This window comes from Martinezella calliandrae, from assembly GCF_030272695.1.
Taxonomy (GTDB): Bacteria; Pseudomonadota; Alphaproteobacteria; order Rhizobiales; family Rhizobiaceae; genus Rhizobium; species Rhizobium calliandrae.
Genome location: NZ_JARFYN010000043.1, coordinates 42,393 through 58,398, shown reverse-complemented (window position 1 = coordinate 58,398; position 16,006 = coordinate 42,393). Strand labels below are relative to the sequence as shown.

The following is a 16,006-nucleotide window of genomic DNA, read 5'->3' as shown; positions in this document are numbered from 1 at the left end:
GCCCTTCCGCAGTTGCGCTTCTCTTCGCTCGCCATGACCAGCTCACGGTGGGACTTCCACCCACAAGAATGCGCCCATGCTGGGCGCACCAACAAAAAGCCCGGCGCAGTTTCCTGCACCGGGCTCACATGTCGCTCTTGGGAGGAGCAAGTTTAGTCGACGTTGAACACCAGCGGCTTTGCCTGGCGGATTGCCTGGTTGGCGGTCAACTTGGTCAGAACCTCGTCGTTGATCGGGCCATCGACATAAAGCAGCGCGATAGCATCGCCGCCTTGCTTGTCGCGGCCGAGCTGGAAGTTGGCGATGTTGACATTGGCGGCACCCAGCGTCGTGCCGATGAATCCGATCATGCCGGGAACGTCTGTATTCGCGATATAGACCATGTGGCTGCCGACATCGGCGTCGAGATTGATGCCCTTGATCTGAATGAAGCGCGGCTTGCCATCGGAGAAGACAGTGCCGGCAATCGAGCGAGTCATGCTATCGGTGGTGACCGTCAGCTTGATGTAGCCGTCATAGACGCCGGTCTTGTCGCGCTTGACCTCGGCGAGCACGATGCCCTTTTCCTTGATCATGATCGGCGCCGAAACCATGTTGACGTCGGCAACCTGGTTGCGGATGAGGCCGGCCAATAGCGCACTCGTCAGCGCCTTGGTGTTCATGCCGGCGGTGACGCCGTCGTAGAGGATCTCGATTTCCTTGATCGGATCTTCCGTCACCTGGCCGACGAAGGCGCCGAGGACGTCGGCAAGCTTGATAAACGGCTTCAGGATCGGCGCTTCTTCGGCGGTGATCGAGGGCATGTTGATGGCGTTGGAAACCGCGCCCTTGACCAGATAGTCCGACATCTGCTCGGCCACCTGTAAGGCGACATTCTCCTGGGCTTCCGTCGTCGATGCGCCGAGATGCGGCGTGCAGACGACGTTCGGTAGGCCGAATAGCGGGCTTTCCTTGGCAGGCTCGACTTCGAACACGTCGAAGGCGGCACCAGCGACATGGCCAGACTTGATGGCTGCGGCAAGCGCTGCCTCATCCACCAGACCGCCGCGGGCGCAATTGATGATGCGCACGCCAGGCTTCGTCTTCGCAAGCGCGTCGGCGTCGATTATGTTGCGCGTCTTGTCCGTCAGCGGCACGTGCAACGTGATGAAATCAGCGCGGGCGAAAAGCTCGTCGAGCTCGACCTTGACGACACCCATTTCCTCGGCCCGTTCCTTTGAAAGGAACGGGTCATAGGCAACGATATGCATCTTCAGGCCGATGGCGCGGGCAATGACAATGGAGCCGATGTTGCCGGCGCCGATGACGCCGAGCGTCTTGCCGGTGATTTCGACACCCATAAACTTCGACTTTTCCCACTTGCCTGCCTGGGTCGAAGCGTCGGCGGAAGGAAGTTGCCGAGCAACGGCGAACATCAGGGCGATCGCGTGCTCGGCTGTTGTGATCGAATTGCCGAAGGGCGTGTTCATGACGATGATACCGCGGCGCGAAGCGGCCGGGATATCGACGTTGTCGACGCCGATGCCGGCGCGACCGACGACCTTCAGATTCTTCGCCGCTTCAATGATCTTTTCCGTCACCTTGGTGGCGGAACGGATGGCAAGGCCGTCATAATTGCCGATGATTTCGAGCAGCTTGTCTTTGTCCTTGCCGAGTTGCGGCTGGAAATCGACTTCGACGCCGCGATCGCGAAAGATCTGGACGGCGGTTTCCGACAGTTCGTCGGATACGAGAACGCGAGGTGCCATTGAGGCCTCCTGAAAAAAGGGTCGGCGGTGACGAGCAATTCCGGGAAAAATGCGAAACGGATTTCCCTCTGGAATTGCGTGAATATAACGAGAAATTCGCCAATGCTGGGCTCCGCCCTCTTGGCGGAGCCGGGGAACGCTATGATCTCAGGCAGCAGCCTGGGAGAGCGTCGCCTTCTGCGTTTCGAAAGCCCAGGAGAGCCAGGGCATCAGCTTCTGCATGTCGGTGGCTTCGATCGTCGCACCCGCCCAGATGCGCAGGCCCGAAGGCGCGTCGCGATAGTGGCCGACGTCATAGGCGACGCCTTCCTTTTCGAGAAGCGCGACCACGCCCTTGGCAAAATTCGCCTGGCCATCGGCATCGAGAGCGGCGACATCCTTGTCGACGATCTTCAGGCAAACGGAGGTATTGGACGCTGTCTCGGCCTTGATGGCGAGATTGGCGATCCAATCATTGGCGTCAACGAAGTCGTGGATCACCTTGGCGTTGGCGTCGGCGCGGCCGATCAGCGCCTTCAGGCCGCCGAGTTCCTTCGCCCAGAGCAGCGCATCGATATAATCTTCGACGCAAAGCATCGACGGCGTATTGATGGTTTCGCCGGTGAAGATGCCTTCGATCAGCTTGCCGCCGCTGGTCATGCGGAAAATTTTCGGCAGCGGCCAAGCCGGCTGATAGGTGGTCAGGCGCTCGACGGCGCGTGGCGAAAGGATGATGATGCCATGCGCACCCTCGCCGCCCAGGACCTTCTGCCAGGAGAAGGTGACGACATCGAGCTTGGCAAAATCGAGGTCCTGCGCGAAAGCGGCCGAGGTGGCGTCGCAGATCGTCAGGCCCTTGCGGTCAGCCGGAATGAAATCGGCGCTCGGAACACGGACGCCAGAGGTCGTGCCGTTCCAGGTGAAGACCACATCGCGGTCGAAATCGACAGCGGAAAGATCGGGCAGCTCGCCGTAGCCGGCCTCAAGCTTGCGGACGTCCTTTAGCTTCAGCTGCTTGACGACGTCGGTAACCCAGCCGGCACCGAAGCTTTCCCAAGCGAGCATGTCGACGCCGCGCTCGCCAAGGAGCGACCAGAGCGCCATTTCGACGGCGCCGGTGTCGGAAGCCGGAACGATGCCGATGCGATAGTCCGCCGGCACTTCAAGAACTTCGCGGGTGAGATCGATGGCCTGCTTCAGCTTGGCCTTGCCGACTTTCGCACGGTGCGAACGGCCAAGAGCCGCGTCGGAAAGAGCACCGAGCGTCCAACCGGGGCGCTTCGAGCAGGGGCCAGAAGAAAAATGGGTATTGTTCGGACGGATGTCCGGCTTTGCGAGCTTAGTCATGATGCTATCCTCTCAGATAGAAAGCTCCTCGTTGGGGAGGAGTGTCCCGCCGCCGGATATATTGGAAGCAACCCGTTGGCGCAATAGGTAAAGTGAAGCGGATGGAAGCGCTCACGATTTCGTGCAGCAATGATGCCGGTGGATAAGCTTCGCACCACACAATTGCGTTACGTTAGCCACACAAAAGCTGGCATCTTCGCGGACACCCACCATATGTTAAGGGCGTTGAATGGTCGGCGCCGACAAATAACGAACAAACGTCTTTCAAATGTCTTTGTACCAAGGCGCACTTTCCCAAAGCCTTAGCGTGCCCGTGCAGCCGCTGCCGGTCTATCTCATCAACATCGGTCGGGCGACGGACAGGTTGGCGGAAATTCAGCGACAGAGCGATGCATTCGGCATAAGAATCGAGCGCGTCGAAAGTGTCGATGGCGCTCTTTTGCAGCGATCGCAATGGATCGACGTCGATCACGATCGTTTCCGGCGACGGCACGGCAGAATAATCCTGCCTGGTGAATATGGTTGCTATCGCAGCCACCTGCTGGCGCTGCTTCAATTCCTGGCCGACGGCAGCGAATCTGCTGTCATTATCGAAGACGACATCGCACTGGAAAGCAACCTTCTTGACCGCGCCATGGCGGCAAAGGAAGCGGCTCCCAACGCCGAGGTGATCAAGCTTGTCAATCACCGCTGGGGCGGCTTCCGCGCGGCGGCGCACAGTCGCACGGGAGACGTGATTGGCCGCTGCCTCTTCGGCCCGCAGGGTTCGACGGCCTGCTATCTGGTGACGCGCAGCGGCGCGCAAAAGATCGTCAAGTCGCTCGCGGTCATGTCCTTACCCTGGGATGTCGCGATCGAGCGCGGTTGGGATACGAACACATCGATCTTCACCACACGCAGCAATGTCGTCGGTTTCAGCCCGCTTCAGAAGACGACGATGATTGGCTGGCGACGCGACTATCGGGCCGCGAAATCCCCCGCATGGCAGCGCATTCCCGCGCATCTCTTCCGTACCTTGGATTTCTTTCGCCGGATCGCCTACGTGCTCACGACGCCATAGGCGGCAATCTACCAGGTAGTGATTCGCAAACCGATGCGGATCTCGTGTCGCGACAGGGCTCCGTCACGGCCCATCGTGCCGCCGGCGCCGGCGGCCGTATCGGCAGCCGAATAGCGAAACATGTCGCCCCTGGCGACGTGCGAGAAGCGATAGCCAAGATCCAGCTTCACATTCGGCGTTACCTCATAGGTGACGCCGGCCATCAAGGCGTAAGTCATGCGCCAGTCGCTTTCGCCGGGATAACGCGCGCTGACTGAAGCGGCGCCGCCGCAGCCGGAGACACCGTCCACACAGGACCCGATGGCATTGACGCTGCTCCAGGAGACCCTGGTCGCGCCGATGCCAGCACCGACATAGGGCGTGAAGCCCGCGAGCGTGCCGAGATCGACATAGCCGTTAGCCATAAGACTGCCAGCTTTGAAAGAGGACCGCGCCCTGGTGGAGCACCCCGTGCCGCCTGCGCCGCCGGCGCAAGGCGAAACGCTCGCCATGCGACCATCGAAATCACCGCTGAAATAGTCACCGGTGAGATCGGCGCGGATGAGGTCGTTAAACTGATAACCGACGCCGAGGCCACCAGAAAAATCGCCGCTGAAGCGGTCGGAATCGAAACGCCCGGAGCCGTAGCCGCTGGCGGGATCGTAGGTGCGGAAGGTCGTATCATCGTGGCTGGCGTTGACCGCGTAGCCGACATCGCCGCGCACGTACCAACCCTGGGCATCCTTGACGCTGACTTCGGGCATCTTGATTTCCGGCGGCAGATCGGCTGCAAAAGCAGTGCCCGCAAACGCGCTCGCCATCATCGCGGCCAGCGCCAAAGCGTCGAAACGGATCATTACCCCTCGCCTTCCAACCTCGGGCAAGTGCCCGCATTCCAAACCGGCCGGCCCTTGTGGTACCCATCGTTCCGGCTTCCGAAGTGGAGAGACCGGGCCGGGTCGCAGCCATTGTCATTTCATTAACCATAGGGAATTTATGGTTAATGAAGATTTAAGATGCGGCTAAATTGCTTAACGGCGACAGCAAAAAACGAAAAGCCGCCCGGACGAACCGGGCGACTTTTCAAGGGCTTGGACGTAGGATGCTTATTTGTAGACTGCAGGCTGGGGCGGGATCTCGGCCGGCGGCATGTAGCTTGCAGTCTGGCAACCGCCGAAGGTGTAACGCGCGCCGATGCGGGCTTCGTGCAAATTGAGGCCCTTGTCGTAACCGGGGCCGCCGTTTTCCGCGAAGCCGAACATGTCGCCGCCTTCTATATGGCGATAGCGATAGCCGACGTCGGCCTTGAGATTGCACGACAGGTCGATCGACGTGCCCGCCATCAGCGCATAGGTGAAGCGCCAGCCGCCGCGGCCGTTATGCGTGACGGTCTCGTCGCAGGAGCCCGGATTGTCGTCGGAGCAGGAGGTGTTCTTCAGCTTGTCCCATTTGACGTAGGTGCCGCCGAGACCGCCGCCCACATATGGCGTGAAGATGCCGTAGGTGCCGATATCGACATAGGCGTTGGCGAGCAAGCTGTAGGCGGTCAGCGAGGCCACATCATGCGAGGTCGCAGGTACTGCCGTGAAGCCTGGGCCGCAGCCGCCGCAATCGCCGCTCGTGGAGCCATGGAAATCGGACTTGAAGAGGTAGTCCAGCGTCACGTCCGTACGCAGGTAGTTGTTGACCTGATAACCGACACCGCCGCCGAGCGACCAAGTGTCGTCGAGGCTGGCGCTATCGAAATCATGCATGTTGGAGTTGGAGCCTTGGAAATAGTTGGCGCCGCGCAGATCGGTGAAGACGTAACCGACGTCGCCGCGCAGATACCAACCGCTCGATTGGCTGACCACTTCAGGTGCCGCCGGTGGCGGCGTATAGAGATCGGCTGAAAAAGCGGAGGTGCCGACGAGCAAAACAGCTGCGGCCCCAATCAAAGTTTTCATCATGACTTTGGCTCCAAATATATTGCGATTGGCACGACAAACGCCTGCCAATCGAAAGACATGATGTGGATAATGAATGGTAATGGTTAAAACCCGCTTAACTACGAATATTTACTCTATTCCGTTGGCGGATATACTTGTTCTGTACATTAGCAATTCATAAAACTAAGAGTCTGGAAAGGAATATTTCGGCCTATCAAGCTCTTCGCGTCGCTGCAACCGAAGCACCCCCAAAGCCGAGCGTCCGACAATTTTAAACCAATTGGCAATAGTCAGGTCGTTAACATGATCGAAGCCGGGGCGTAAAATATGGAGGAAGTCATTGACTTGCTTTCGCAATCTGGGTGCCGGCCTTTGCCTCGCGCTTACCTTTCTGACAACGGCGGCCCTTGCCGGACCAGCGCCGATACAGCCCCTTGCGACTACGAGTTGGAACAAGGGGCGCGAGAGCGGGCTGCCGATCCCTCGTTTTGTGTCCCTGAAAGCGCACAGGGCGCGTATGCGCGCCGGACCATCAACGATCTATCCCACCAAATGGATCTATATGAAACCTGGCTTGCCGCTGGAGATCATCGACGAATACGGCCATTGGCGACAAGTGCGCGATGACGTCGGCACCACCGGGTGGATGCACAGCGCACTTCTTTCAGGGTTGCGTACGGCCGTTGTCGCGCCGTGGCTGAAGACAAACGCAATGCTGCGCAGTGGTTCGGAAACAACGGCCGCACTCATCGCTGAACTGCAACCCGGCGTTCTGTTGTCGTTAGGCTCCTGCACCGGCGTCTGGTGCAGCGTCTCGGTACCGAAGCATTCCGCCAGCGGCTATATCAGGCAGAGCTCGCTTTGGGGAGCCTACCCCGGCGAAATGTTTCAGTGACCTTCGAACGCACTATGCGATGTGGCCGCCTCGATGAGGCAGCCACAGATCTGCTATCGATATTCTGATGGCCCGAAGCCCTGATCAGGCAGCGTTGCGAACGTTTGAGATCACATCGATCAGACCGCCGACGATGCGTTCGATCTGTCCGCGATCGTCGCCTTCCGCCATGACACGGATCAGCGGTTCGGTGCCGGAGGGGCGAATGACCAGGCGGCCGTTGCGGGCCAGCTCGTTTTCGGCATCCGCGATCGCCTTGCGTACTTGAATGTCCTCCAGTGGCTTGCCGCCGGAAATGCGGACATTGCGCAGCAATTGCGGCACCGGTTCGAAACGGCGGCACACTTCGCTGACGGGCTTGCCGGTGCGCTTGACCGCAGCCAGGATCTGCAGCGCGGCCACGAGACCATCGCCAGTCGTGCCGTAGTCGGAGAGCACGATATGGCCGGACTGCTCGCCACCGACATTGTAGTTGTGCTGGCGCATATGCTCGACGACATAACGGTCGCCGACGGCTGTGCGCGCAAGCGCCATGCCCTTATCTTCCAGGAAGCGCTCCAGACCGAGATTGGACATGACGGTGGCGACGATGCCATTGCCACGCAACATCTGGCTCTCGGCCCAGCTCTCGGCAATAACGGCCATCAGTTGGTCGCCATCGATGATCGTGCCTGTTTCGTCGACGATGATGACGCGATCTGCGTCACCGTCGAGCGCAATGCCGATATCAGCACGCACTTCGTCAACCTTCTTCTGCAGTGCGACCGGACTGGTGGAGCCGCAATTGAGGTTGATATTGGTGCCGTTCGGCTCGTTGCCGATGGTGACGACATCGGCACCGAGTTCCCAGAGCACGGCCGGCGCGACCTTGTAGGCGGCGCCATTAGCGCAGTCGATGGCGATGCGCAGGCCCTGCAGCGTCACATCGCGCGGCAACGTACGCTTAGCATGTTCGATATAGCGGTCATGCACGCCGTCGACGCGCTTGGCGCGGCCGATGTTCTCGGACTTGGCAAGATGCGCCGTCATGTCCTTTTCCAGCAGATCCTCGATCTTCGTTTCGAGATCGTCGGAGAGCTTGTAGCCGTCGGGGCCGAAAAGCTTGATGCCGTTGTCTTCGTAAGGATTATGCGAAGCGGAGATCATCACGCCTATGTCCGCGCGAAGCGACCGCGTCAACATCGCGACAGCGGGCGTCGGGATTGGGCCGAGAACGAACGCATCGACACCGGCTGCGGTGAAGCCCGCCACCATGGCGTTTTCCAGCATATAGCCGGAGAGACGCGTATCTTTACCGATGACCACTCGATGGCGATGACTGCCTCGATGGAAGATCGTGCCGGCGGCGATGCCCACGCGCATGGCGAGATCCGGCGTCATCGGATAGATATTGGATTGACCGCGGATTCCGTCCGTTCCGAAATAGCGACGTTTCATATGCACTCCCGTGATTGCGGCGTCCCTCGGCGGGACTGCGGCATCCCGTTCACCTACCCTGAATGCCGGGCGCGGCGCGAACATCGATGCTTGAGGCTCATGCCATAGATTGCAAAACTCGGCACTTAAATTACCGAGAAAGCGTATTACAACGCGTTACCGTTAATAAGCACTAAAAAGGGCCGATCCCCCAATGAAACGGGACCAGCCTCCTAGTCTATCGGCGTAAATGCGCTCACCGTTGGTATGGGGACAGTTGGAAATCACGACCATCCTCGCATCCTTATACTTGCGCTCGTTCCGATTAACAGCAGCTGCCTCGCCCGCCCTGAGCCTGGATTGGTGGACAAGGAACGGTTCCGTATGAGCAGAACACGCAACAATCGCCGACCTTTGGCCGAAGGATGGCACCGCAGCCTTTGCATTCATAGAAATATTGGCAGGCGTCGGTTGGCATCGTTTCCGTCGCCTGGAAGCGGCAGATCGGACAGGTAATCGTTGAACTGAGGATCACGGATGCTTCACGCATAGAGATCTCCGATCGTCCGTAGGGCAACGCCGACGATAAGACCGGCCCCACTCGTTACCCTCGACTGTCAAGAAAAGGCCGGTTCCTCGCTAAAAGGAGAACCGGCCTCTTCGTTCACATGTTCAATCGGCCCCGCGGTCAACGCGGCTGCGGTTCGAAACCGCCTTCGGGTTCGTCACCCTTGGTGCCCAGTGAGCCGTCCTTCTTGGCGCCGGTCTTCGGCACTGCCGAGCCACGACTGGGGGGCGTATCGTCGCCGAGATCGCGGGCAGGCTTTTCGCCGCGAATTAGCGCCTTGATCTCTTCGCCTGTCAGCGTTTCGTATTCGAGCAGGCCTTCGGCCAGTGCCACGAACTCGTCGTGCTTCTCGGTGAGGATGTCCCTGGCCTGCTGATAGGCCTGGTCGATCAGGCGGCGCACCTCGTTGTCGATCTTCTGCGCCGTGGATTCCGAAACATTCTTCGACTGCGAGACAGAGTGGCCGAGGAAGACCTCCTGCTGGTTTTCCCCATAGGCGACCTGACCGAGTTCGTCGGAGAAGCCCCACTGCGTGACCATGGCGCGGGCAAGCTTGGTCGCCTGCTCGATATCCGAGGACGCACCGGAGGTGATATTCTCCTTGCCGAAGGTCAGTTCTTCCGCGACGCGGCCGCCCATCATGATGCAGAGGCGCGACACCATCCACTTGTAGCTCATCGAGTAGCGATCGCCCTCGGGAAGTTGCATGACCATTCCCAGCGCACGGCCGCGCGGAATAATGGTCGCCTTGTGCAGCGGATCGGCAACGGCAACATTGAGCGCCGTGATAGCGTGACCGGCTTCGTGATAGGCCGTGAGCTTCTTTTCCGCTTCGGTCATCGCCGAAGAGCGGCGCTCGGCGCCCATCATGATCTTGTCCTTGGCGTCCTCAAACTCCTGCATGGTAACCAGACGCTTGTTGCGGCGGGCAGCCATCAGGGCGGCTTCGTTGACAAGGTTCATCAAGTCCGCTCCGGAAAAGCCGGGCGTACCGCGGGCAAGCGTCTTTAAGTCGACATTCGGAGCAAGCGGAACGTTGCGGGCATGGACCTTCAGGATACGCTCGCGGCCGATGATGTCCGGGTTCGGCACGACGACCTGGCGGTCGAAGCGGCCTGGACGCAGCAGCGCCGGGTCGAGAACGTCAGGGCGGTTGGTGGCCGCGATAAGGATGATGCCTTCATTGGCCTCGAAGCCATCCATCTCGACCAGCAACTGGTTCAGCGTCTGCTCGCGTTCATCGTTACCACCGCCGAGACCAGCGCCACGATGGCGGCCGACGGCGTCGATTTCGTCGATGAAGATGATGCAGGGCGCATTCTTCTTGGCTTGTTCGAACATATCGCGGACGCGGCTGGCGCCGACGCCGACGAACATTTCAACGAAGTCTGAACCGGAAATGGTAAAGAACGGCACATTGGCTTCGCCGGCGATGGCGCGCGCCAGAAGCGTCTTACCCGTACCGGGAGGACCGACGAGCAGAACGCCACGTGGGATACGGCCGCCAAGTCGCTGGAACTTCTGCGGATCACGCAGGAATTCAACGATTTCTTCCAGATCCTGCTTGGCTTCGTCGACACCGGCTACATCATCGAAGGTGACGCGGCCATGCGCCTCGGTCAAAAGCTTGGCCTTGGACTTGCCGAAGCCCATCGCACCGCGCGAGCCACCCTGCATCTGCCGCATGAAGAACAACCAGACACCGAGGATCAGGAGCATCGGCAGCAGCGTGCCGAGATAGCTCAGGAAGCTCGAAGAGCCATCCGATTCCGGACGGCCGACAATGTTCACGTTCTTATTTTGCAGGCGCTCAAGCAGGCTGTCGTCCACGACCGGGGCATAGGTCTGGAAAGGTGTTCCATTTTCGACATAGCTGCCGACCACGCGATTGCCGGTGACGGTCACGTCACGGACTCGGCCGGAATCAACTTCACGGAGGAATTGCGAATATGGAATTTCTCTGGAGCCTGTTTGTGCCGGCGCGTTCTGGAACATGCTGAACAGAGCAATCAACAGCAAAGCTATGATTGCCCACAGAGCGAAATTACGAAAATTAGGGTTCATCGAACTCCCCAGCACTGAAACTTCCGCCGCTAAACGGCGGCATTACTTGATCCCTAACATAGGGTTGCGCCAAGCCCTTGCCAAGGCAAACCGCATCGCCACACGCTTTTTCCGTCAATAAGTCTCAAAGCGGCGGCGGCATATAGGCTTCACGGCCAAAGCAGGCCGCCAACCGATCCGCGAATGTGAGATCGAATCGTGTCAAAAAGCGGTCGAAAGGCGCGAGATAAGGCGCAATTGCGACTGACGTGTCGTTGTCGCCATCGCAGGCGACAATCCGCGGCAAAACCGCCCTTGCGCGCTGCACAGCACCTTTAGGCAACCTTTCCGCAAACTTCGCCCAACCGCTCGCCCCCGCCGCTTCGACACGGATGGTGGTCGGACCGTGATTGGCGATCCGAAAGCGGCCATCCCACACACCATCGGTTCCTGACGCAAGCACAAGCGGCCGGATGTCGCGGCTTTCACGCATGAGATAAAGCCCATCCCGACGCAGGTCGAAGACGACTCCGCCCGCGGCACGCCGCCCCGGCCTATCCTCGCCGATGAAATCCAGGACGCGGCGCATCCGCTCCCGGCCTGGCCGATAGGATCCACCGCCAAATACCGCGGCAAGGTAGGACAGCGCGTAAGAGAGCACGGCCTCGTCGACCGCCAGCCCATCCCGTCCGATTGCGCAGAGGACGTCCGCATTGACAGTCACGTGTCTGTCCAGCCAGGCTGCGGCTTCCGCCGAGAGTGCCGCACGGGCTACACCGCCATCAGGCACGGAGATTGACGCGATATCCCCCTCCGCCAAGCGCTTTCGTGTGCGTACACGTTCGTAGCGGACATCCTCATTGCTCGGATCGTCCAGCCAGGACATGCCACGCCCCATGAGATAGTCGCGAATATCTGCCCGCCGGCAGGCGAGAAACGGCCTGACGATCCACAGGCGTCGATCGAAGAGCGTCGCGTCTGCAATGCCGGTGCCGGCTCCGCCCTCGCCTTCACGCAGACGTGCTGCGCGCATAGCCAACGTCTCGTGCTGGTCGTCAAGCGTGTGAGCCGTAACGACAAGATTGGCGGAGATTTCGGCGGCGATATCCGCAAGCAGCCCATAACGCGCCTCACGAGCGGCAGCCATTATACCGTTCTTTGGCTTCTCGCCCTCCCACCGGCGGACAATATGGGGCACGCCAAGCGTTGCGCAGAAAGCGGCGACATCGCGCGCTTCCTCCGCGGACCCTACCCGCAGGCCATGATCGATGGTCGCCGCGGAAAGGGCGATGTCGGAATTCGGGGAGGATTTCAGCTGTTCGGCGAGCGCGGCCAATAAACCGGTGGAATCGCTGCCGCCGGAAATGGCGACCAGAATATGGGCAGGCTTGAAAAGGGAATCAATGAAATGGGCGGCCGCAATGTCCGGCATTTGGGCTGTGGCAGCACCGGTCACAGCATCATTGGACATCGGGGTCAGCAGGCAAGGCGCTTTTGTTCACTGGCTACTTTGGTGGTAACGGCCTTCGAAGCCTTCGGATAGCGCTTGGTCACTTCGCGCAGTGTCGCGCAGGCCGTGTCCTTGTTATCCAGTGCGGCGAGCGACATGCCAAGCTTCAAAAGCATTTCCGGCGCCTTTTCCGAGGTGGCGTATTTCTGGTGCGCGTTCAGGAAAGTCTTGGCAGCATCATTGTATTTGCCTTGCGAATAAAGCGCTTCACCGAGCCAGAAATTGGCATCAGCCGCCCGGGCGCTATTCGGATAGCTGTCGAGGTACTGGCGGAACTCCTGTTCGGCGACACCGTAGTCGCCGGACAGGACGTGGCCATAGGCCGCTTTATACTGATCGCCTTCGTTGCCGAGCGAGGCCGTCTGTGTTCCGGCCCCTGCAGCGGGCGGAACAGCCGAGCCATTGTTGGCCCGTGTCGCCGTCGTGCCTACCTGTTTGCCGCTCGGATCGAACTGGATCGAGCCGAGCTGGGTCGGCGGCTTGCCGGGACCACCGCTCTGCGGCGCTGCACCCGGTGCATTACCGCCTTGCGAATCGCTGATGACGCCGGCGATATCGTCCTGTTGCTGACCGCCACCCGCACCTTGAGCCGGGATATCGGCTTCGCTCTTCTTCATTGGGGCGGCGCCGGCGCCCGCCGCACCGCTACCTCCACCGCGCTTTTCAAGCTGCTGGAAGCGGAATTCATTGTCCTCCTGGGTCTTGCGGATCTGCTCCTGCATCTGCAGCAACTGATAGCTCATCTCTTCGACGCGGCCGTTCAGCTGGCGCATCTGGTCTTCAAGCTGCTGCAAGCGGACTTCGGCATCGCTGTTTTGGACGTTGATGACAGGGGCTTGCCCGAACTGTCCCTGCCCCTGTGGAACCGCGCTATCCGGAACAGGCTGTTCCGAAGTGCTGCGACCACCTAGGTGAACTCCGAAAAGCGATAAGGCAGAGGCGTCACGCTCACTACCAGCGACGGCGGCGAGACAAAGCAAGCTCGCCACGACAAGTCTTCTCATTTGGATCATCCTGTCCCATTGATTCTTCGCGCCCTGGGCACGAACAGGAGATTTTTACAATTAACCTCAAAAAGCAATTGAGTTCGGCCAAAGTGTGGTCAAAAAAGTAAAGGCGGCCACGAGGACCGCCTTTGTGCATTTTGACCGGATTCGACGTAATCAGGAACCGGCGCCGTTGAGCACCGTGACGGCGCGACGGTTCTGCGACCAGCAGGAAATGTCGTCGCAAGTCGCGACCGGACGTTCCTTGCCGTAGGAGATCGTCTTCATGCGCTGAGCCGGAACACCGCGAGAAACGAGGTAATCCTTGGTCGCGGCAGCGCGACGCGCGCCGAGAGCCAGGTTATATTCGCGCGTGCCGCGTTCGTCGGCATGGCCTTCGACGGTGATTTGGTAGCGCGGGTAGCGGGCGAGCCACTGAGCCTGACGGTCGAGCGTCTGGGCGGCGTCGGCACGGATCGAGGAGCTATCGGTATCGAAGAAGATGCGGTCGCCGACGTTAACCGTGAAGTCCTGCGGCGAGCCGGGAGCGGCGTTGCCACCGTTGAGGCCAAGGCCGTTGGCATCGTTCGGCAAGCCCTTCTTGGAGGCGCAGCCGGCCAGAGAAAGGCCAACGAAAAGCGCGATCATGATTGGGTTGCGAGCGAGGTTTTGCATATGGCCAACGGCCGGGGTTGCTATGCGGCTCATCGCCGGTCTCTCCTTAAGTCTTTATCAGGGTTGCCAGACTGTAACCGGGTTCGGTTAATCCGATTCCAACAAATATGGTTAATAGTGTCCTAAAGTTGTCCCGAAGTGGTCCACTCACAGGACTTTGCGGCGATAAAGTGACGCGCCCCAAACTACTCGAGAAGCGGCGACCAGGCTGGGTCGGAGGCGAAACCCGGGGTCGGGATCTTCTGCTCGTTGTAGCCCGTCAGATCGATCGAGTAGAGCTGCGGCCCGCTGGCGCCCTGCGGTTCGCGGAAGAACATAATAACGCGCCCATTCGGCGCCCAGGTCGGGCCCTCATTATGGAAACCCGAGGTCAGCAGGCGTTCACCCGAACCGTCCGTCTTCATCACGCCGATCGAGAAGGTCTGACCGGACTGTTTGGTGAAGGCGATGAGGTCGCCGCGCGGCGACCAGACCGGCGTCGAATAGGAGCCGTCACCGAAGGAGATGCGGTGCTGGTTGGAGCCATCCGCATTCATCACGTAGATCTGCTGCTTGCCGCCGCGGTCGCTTTCGAAGGCAATCTGCGTGCCGTCGGGCGAATAGGACGGCGACGTGTCGATTGCCGCCGTCGAAGTCAGGCGGGTCGTCGTACGCGAACGCAGATCCATCGTATAAATGTTGGCGTTACCTTCCTGCTGCAGGCTCATGATCACCCGCTGGCCATCCGGCGAGAAACGCGGCGAGAAGGTCATGCCCGGGAAGTTGCCGACCAGCTCGCGCTGACCGGTCTGAAGCTGCAGGAGATAGACGCGCGGCTGCTGGTTGGCGAAGGACATGTAGGTGACCTCCTGCCGGTTCGGCGAGAAGCGCGGCGTCAGCACGAGATCGCTGCCATCCGTCAGCATGCGTGCATTGAAGCCATCTTGATCCATGATGCCAAGCTGCGTCTTGCGCGCCGTCTTCGGACCGCTTTCGGCAACGAAGACAACGCGCGTATCGAAATAGCCCTTCTCGCCGGTGATCTTCTCATAGATCGCATCGGCGATGATGTGGGCGACGCGGCGCCAATTGTCCGGCTGCGCATAGAATTGCTGACCGACCATCTGCTGGTTGCCATAGGTGTCCCACAGTCGGAACTCGGCGCGAAGGCGACCGCCCTCCTGCGTCACCCGGCCAGTCACCAGCGCCTGTGCGTTGATTGCCGTCCAGTCCTGGAAGCGCGGCGTCGAATCGGGATTGCTGATTTTCTCTATAAATGCCTGCTTATTGATCGGCGCGAACAGGCCGGACCGCTGCAGGTCGGCGGCAATGACGCTTGAAACCTGAGCACCCACGCCATCATTCGACAGAAGGTCGGTGATGGCGATCGGCATGGGCTGGACATTGCCCTTGTTGATATTGAGTTCAACCACAGCATAGGCCGGAGTGGCGAGGGCTGCCGTCAGGCCTGCCAGAACCAGCAGGAGACGAACGAAGGATTTTCTGATCATATGTGCCAAGCCTTTCAGCATTAAAGCGCCATGTCGCCCGGTGTGAAGTTTAGAATGACTTCGACCGAGCTAGTTTCATTGTCGAATTGAGCCTGCGGCAAGTTTTTGAAAGGTGCCGCCCTGAGGACGGCGCGCACAGCGCTTGTCGCAACAGCAATCCGCGTCTCTTTAGGGCCGCCCCTTGTGCTGACTTCCGGCTCTCCCGCGATCTGGCCGCCACGATCGAGCCTGAGGCGGATTTGAACGTGGACGTTCCTCATACCAGACAGACCCGGTATGAGGTTACAGTTCTCTGCGACTTTCTCGCGAATGCTTTCCGCAACCGCACGTTCAAGCTGATGTGCGCCAGCGGCCGTCGCGGGCTGCGCAGACACGGAACCTG

Annotated in this window: 14 protein-coding genes; 2 read left to right on the top strand and 12 right to left on the bottom strand. The window is 59.9% G+C overall.

The window, feature by feature from the left end:
* Positions 1 to 152: 152 nt before the first annotated feature.
* Positions 153 to 1,748 (bottom strand): phosphoglycerate dehydrogenase, encoded by a 1,596-nt coding sequence (gene serA, locus PY650_RS26220; protein ID WP_285882509.1) that lies wholly within the window; start codon positions 1,746 to 1,748, stop codon positions 153 to 155.
* Positions 1,749 to 1,895: 147 nt separating this feature from the next.
* On the bottom strand, positions 1,896 to 3,074 hold the full coding sequence (locus tag PY650_RS26215) for a phosphoserine transaminase (protein ID WP_285882508.1): 1,179 nt from the start codon (positions 3,072 to 3,074) through the stop codon (positions 1,896 to 1,898).
* Positions 3,075 to 3,342: 268 nt separating this feature from the next.
* On the opposite strand from PY650_RS26215, the gene PY650_RS26210 reads away from it, so the two are divergent.
* On the top strand, positions 3,343 to 4,134 hold the full coding sequence (locus tag PY650_RS26210) for a glycosyltransferase family 25 protein (RefSeq protein WP_285882507.1): 792 nt from the start codon (positions 3,343 to 3,345) through the stop codon (positions 4,132 to 4,134).
* Positions 4,135 to 4,142: 8 nt separating this feature from the next.
* Here the strand turns inward: PY650_RS26210 and PY650_RS26205 are convergent, their stop codons facing one another.
* Both PY650_RS26205 and PY650_RS26200 read right to left on the bottom strand, forming a co-directional pair.
* Entirely contained in the window at positions 4,143 to 4,970 is an 828-nt protein-coding gene (locus tag PY650_RS26205; RefSeq protein WP_285882506.1) for an outer membrane protein, read from the bottom strand.
* Between the two features lie 249 nt (positions 4,971 to 5,219).
* Complete coding sequence (locus tag PY650_RS26200; protein WP_285882505.1) at positions 5,220 to 6,062, bottom strand: outer membrane protein; 843 nt, start codon at positions 6,060 to 6,062, stop codon at positions 5,220 to 5,222.
* 319 nt (positions 6,063 to 6,381) lie between these two features.
* On the opposite strand from PY650_RS26200, the gene PY650_RS26195 reads away from it, so the two are divergent.
* Complete coding sequence (locus tag PY650_RS26195) at positions 6,382 to 6,936, top strand: SH3 domain-containing protein (protein ID WP_285882504.1); 555 nt, start codon at positions 6,382 to 6,384, stop codon at positions 6,934 to 6,936.
* 84 nt (positions 6,937 to 7,020) lie between these two features.
* On the opposite strand, the gene glmM is transcribed toward PY650_RS26195, so the two are convergent.
* The 8 genes from glmM to PY650_RS26155 form a co-directional block, all read right to left on the bottom strand.
* Positions 7,021 to 8,373, bottom strand: coding sequence for a phosphoglucosamine mutase (glmM, locus tag PY650_RS26190; protein ID WP_285882503.1), 1,353 nt, complete (start codon positions 8,371 to 8,373; stop codon positions 7,021 to 7,023).
* A 304-nt stretch (positions 8,374 to 8,677) separates the two neighbouring features.
* A complete protein-coding gene (locus tag PY650_RS26185; protein ID WP_432761586.1) occupies positions 8,678 to 8,887 on the bottom strand; it encodes a GDCCVxC domain-containing (seleno)protein in 210 nt (69 codons plus the stop codon).
* Positions 8,888 to 9,040: 153 nt separating this feature from the next.
* Positions 9,041 to 10,984: an ATP-dependent zinc metalloprotease FtsH gene (ftsH, locus tag PY650_RS26180; RefSeq protein ID WP_285882501.1), complete on the bottom strand. Its 1,944-nt coding sequence runs from the start codon at positions 10,982 to 10,984 to the stop codon at positions 9,041 to 9,043.
* Between the two features lie 124 nt (positions 10,985 to 11,108).
* The gene (gene tilS, locus PY650_RS26175) at positions 11,109 to 12,434 is read right to left on the bottom strand and encodes a tRNA lysidine(34) synthetase TilS (protein WP_285882500.1); all 1,326 of its coding nucleotides are present in this window, start codon (positions 12,432 to 12,434) and stop codon (positions 11,109 to 11,111) included.
* Positions 12,435 to 12,439: 5 nt separating this feature from the next.
* On the bottom strand, positions 12,440 to 13,477 hold the full coding sequence (gene ybgF / locus PY650_RS26170) for a tol-pal system protein YbgF (RefSeq protein ID WP_285882499.1): 1,038 nt from the start codon (positions 13,475 to 13,477) through the stop codon (positions 12,440 to 12,442).
* Positions 13,478 to 13,636: 159 nt separating this feature from the next.
* The gene (gene pal / locus PY650_RS26165; RefSeq protein WP_285882498.1) at positions 13,637 to 14,167 is read right to left on the bottom strand and encodes a peptidoglycan-associated lipoprotein Pal; all 531 of its coding nucleotides are present in this window, start codon (positions 14,165 to 14,167) and stop codon (positions 13,637 to 13,639) included.
* Positions 14,168 to 14,319: 152 nt separating this feature from the next.
* A complete protein-coding gene (gene tolB / locus PY650_RS26160) occupies positions 14,320 to 15,645 on the bottom strand; it encodes a Tol-Pal system beta propeller repeat protein TolB (protein WP_432761585.1) in 1,326 nt (441 codons plus the stop codon).
* On the bottom strand, positions 15,645 to 15,998 hold the full coding sequence (locus PY650_RS26155; protein ID WP_285882496.1) for a hypothetical protein: 354 nt from the start codon (positions 15,996 to 15,998) through the stop codon (positions 15,645 to 15,647). Before PY650_RS26155 ends, tolB begins: the two co-directional genes overlap by 1 nt.
* Between the last annotated feature and the right edge of the window lie 8 nt (positions 15,999 to 16,006).

Bases quoted from the DNA above. Each gene is read 5' to 3' on its own strand.
- serA (WP_285882509.1), bottom strand. From the start codon at position 1,748: ATGGCACCTCGCGTTCTCGTATCCGACGAACTGTCGGAAACCGCCGTC.
- PY650_RS26215 (WP_285882508.1), bottom strand. From the start codon at position 3,074: ATGACTAAGCTCGCAAAGCCGGACATCCGTCCGAACAATACCCATTTT.
- PY650_RS26210 (WP_285882507.1), top strand. From the start codon at position 3,343: ATGTCTTTGTACCAAGGCGCACTTTCCCAAAGCCTTAGCGTGCCCGTG.
- PY650_RS26205 (WP_285882506.1), bottom strand. From the start codon at position 4,970: ATGATCCGTTTCGACGCTTTGGCGCTGGCCGCGATGATGGCGAGCGCG.
- PY650_RS26200 (WP_285882505.1), bottom strand. From the start codon at position 6,062: ATGATGAAAACTTTGATTGGGGCCGCAGCTGTTTTGCTCGTCGGCACC.
- glmM (WP_285882503.1), bottom strand. From the start codon at position 8,373: ATGAAACGTCGCTATTTCGGAACGGACGGAATCCGCGGTCAATCCAAT.
- ftsH (WP_285882501.1), bottom strand. From the start codon at position 10,984: ATGAACCCTAATTTTCGTAATTTCGCTCTGTGGGCAATCATAGCTTTG.
- tilS (WP_285882500.1), bottom strand. From the start codon at position 12,434: ATGTCCAATGATGCTGTGACCGGTGCTGCCACAGCCCAAATGCCGGAC.
- ybgF (WP_285882499.1), bottom strand. From the start codon at position 13,477: ATGAGAAGACTTGTCGTGGCGAGCTTGCTTTGTCTCGCCGCCGTCGCT.
- pal (WP_285882498.1), bottom strand. From the start codon at position 14,167: ATGAGCCGCATAGCAACCCCGGCCGTTGGCCATATGCAAAACCTCGCT.
- tolB (WP_432761585.1), bottom strand. From the start codon at position 15,645: ATGCTGAAAGGCTTGGCACATATGATCAGAAAATCCTTCGTTCGTCTC.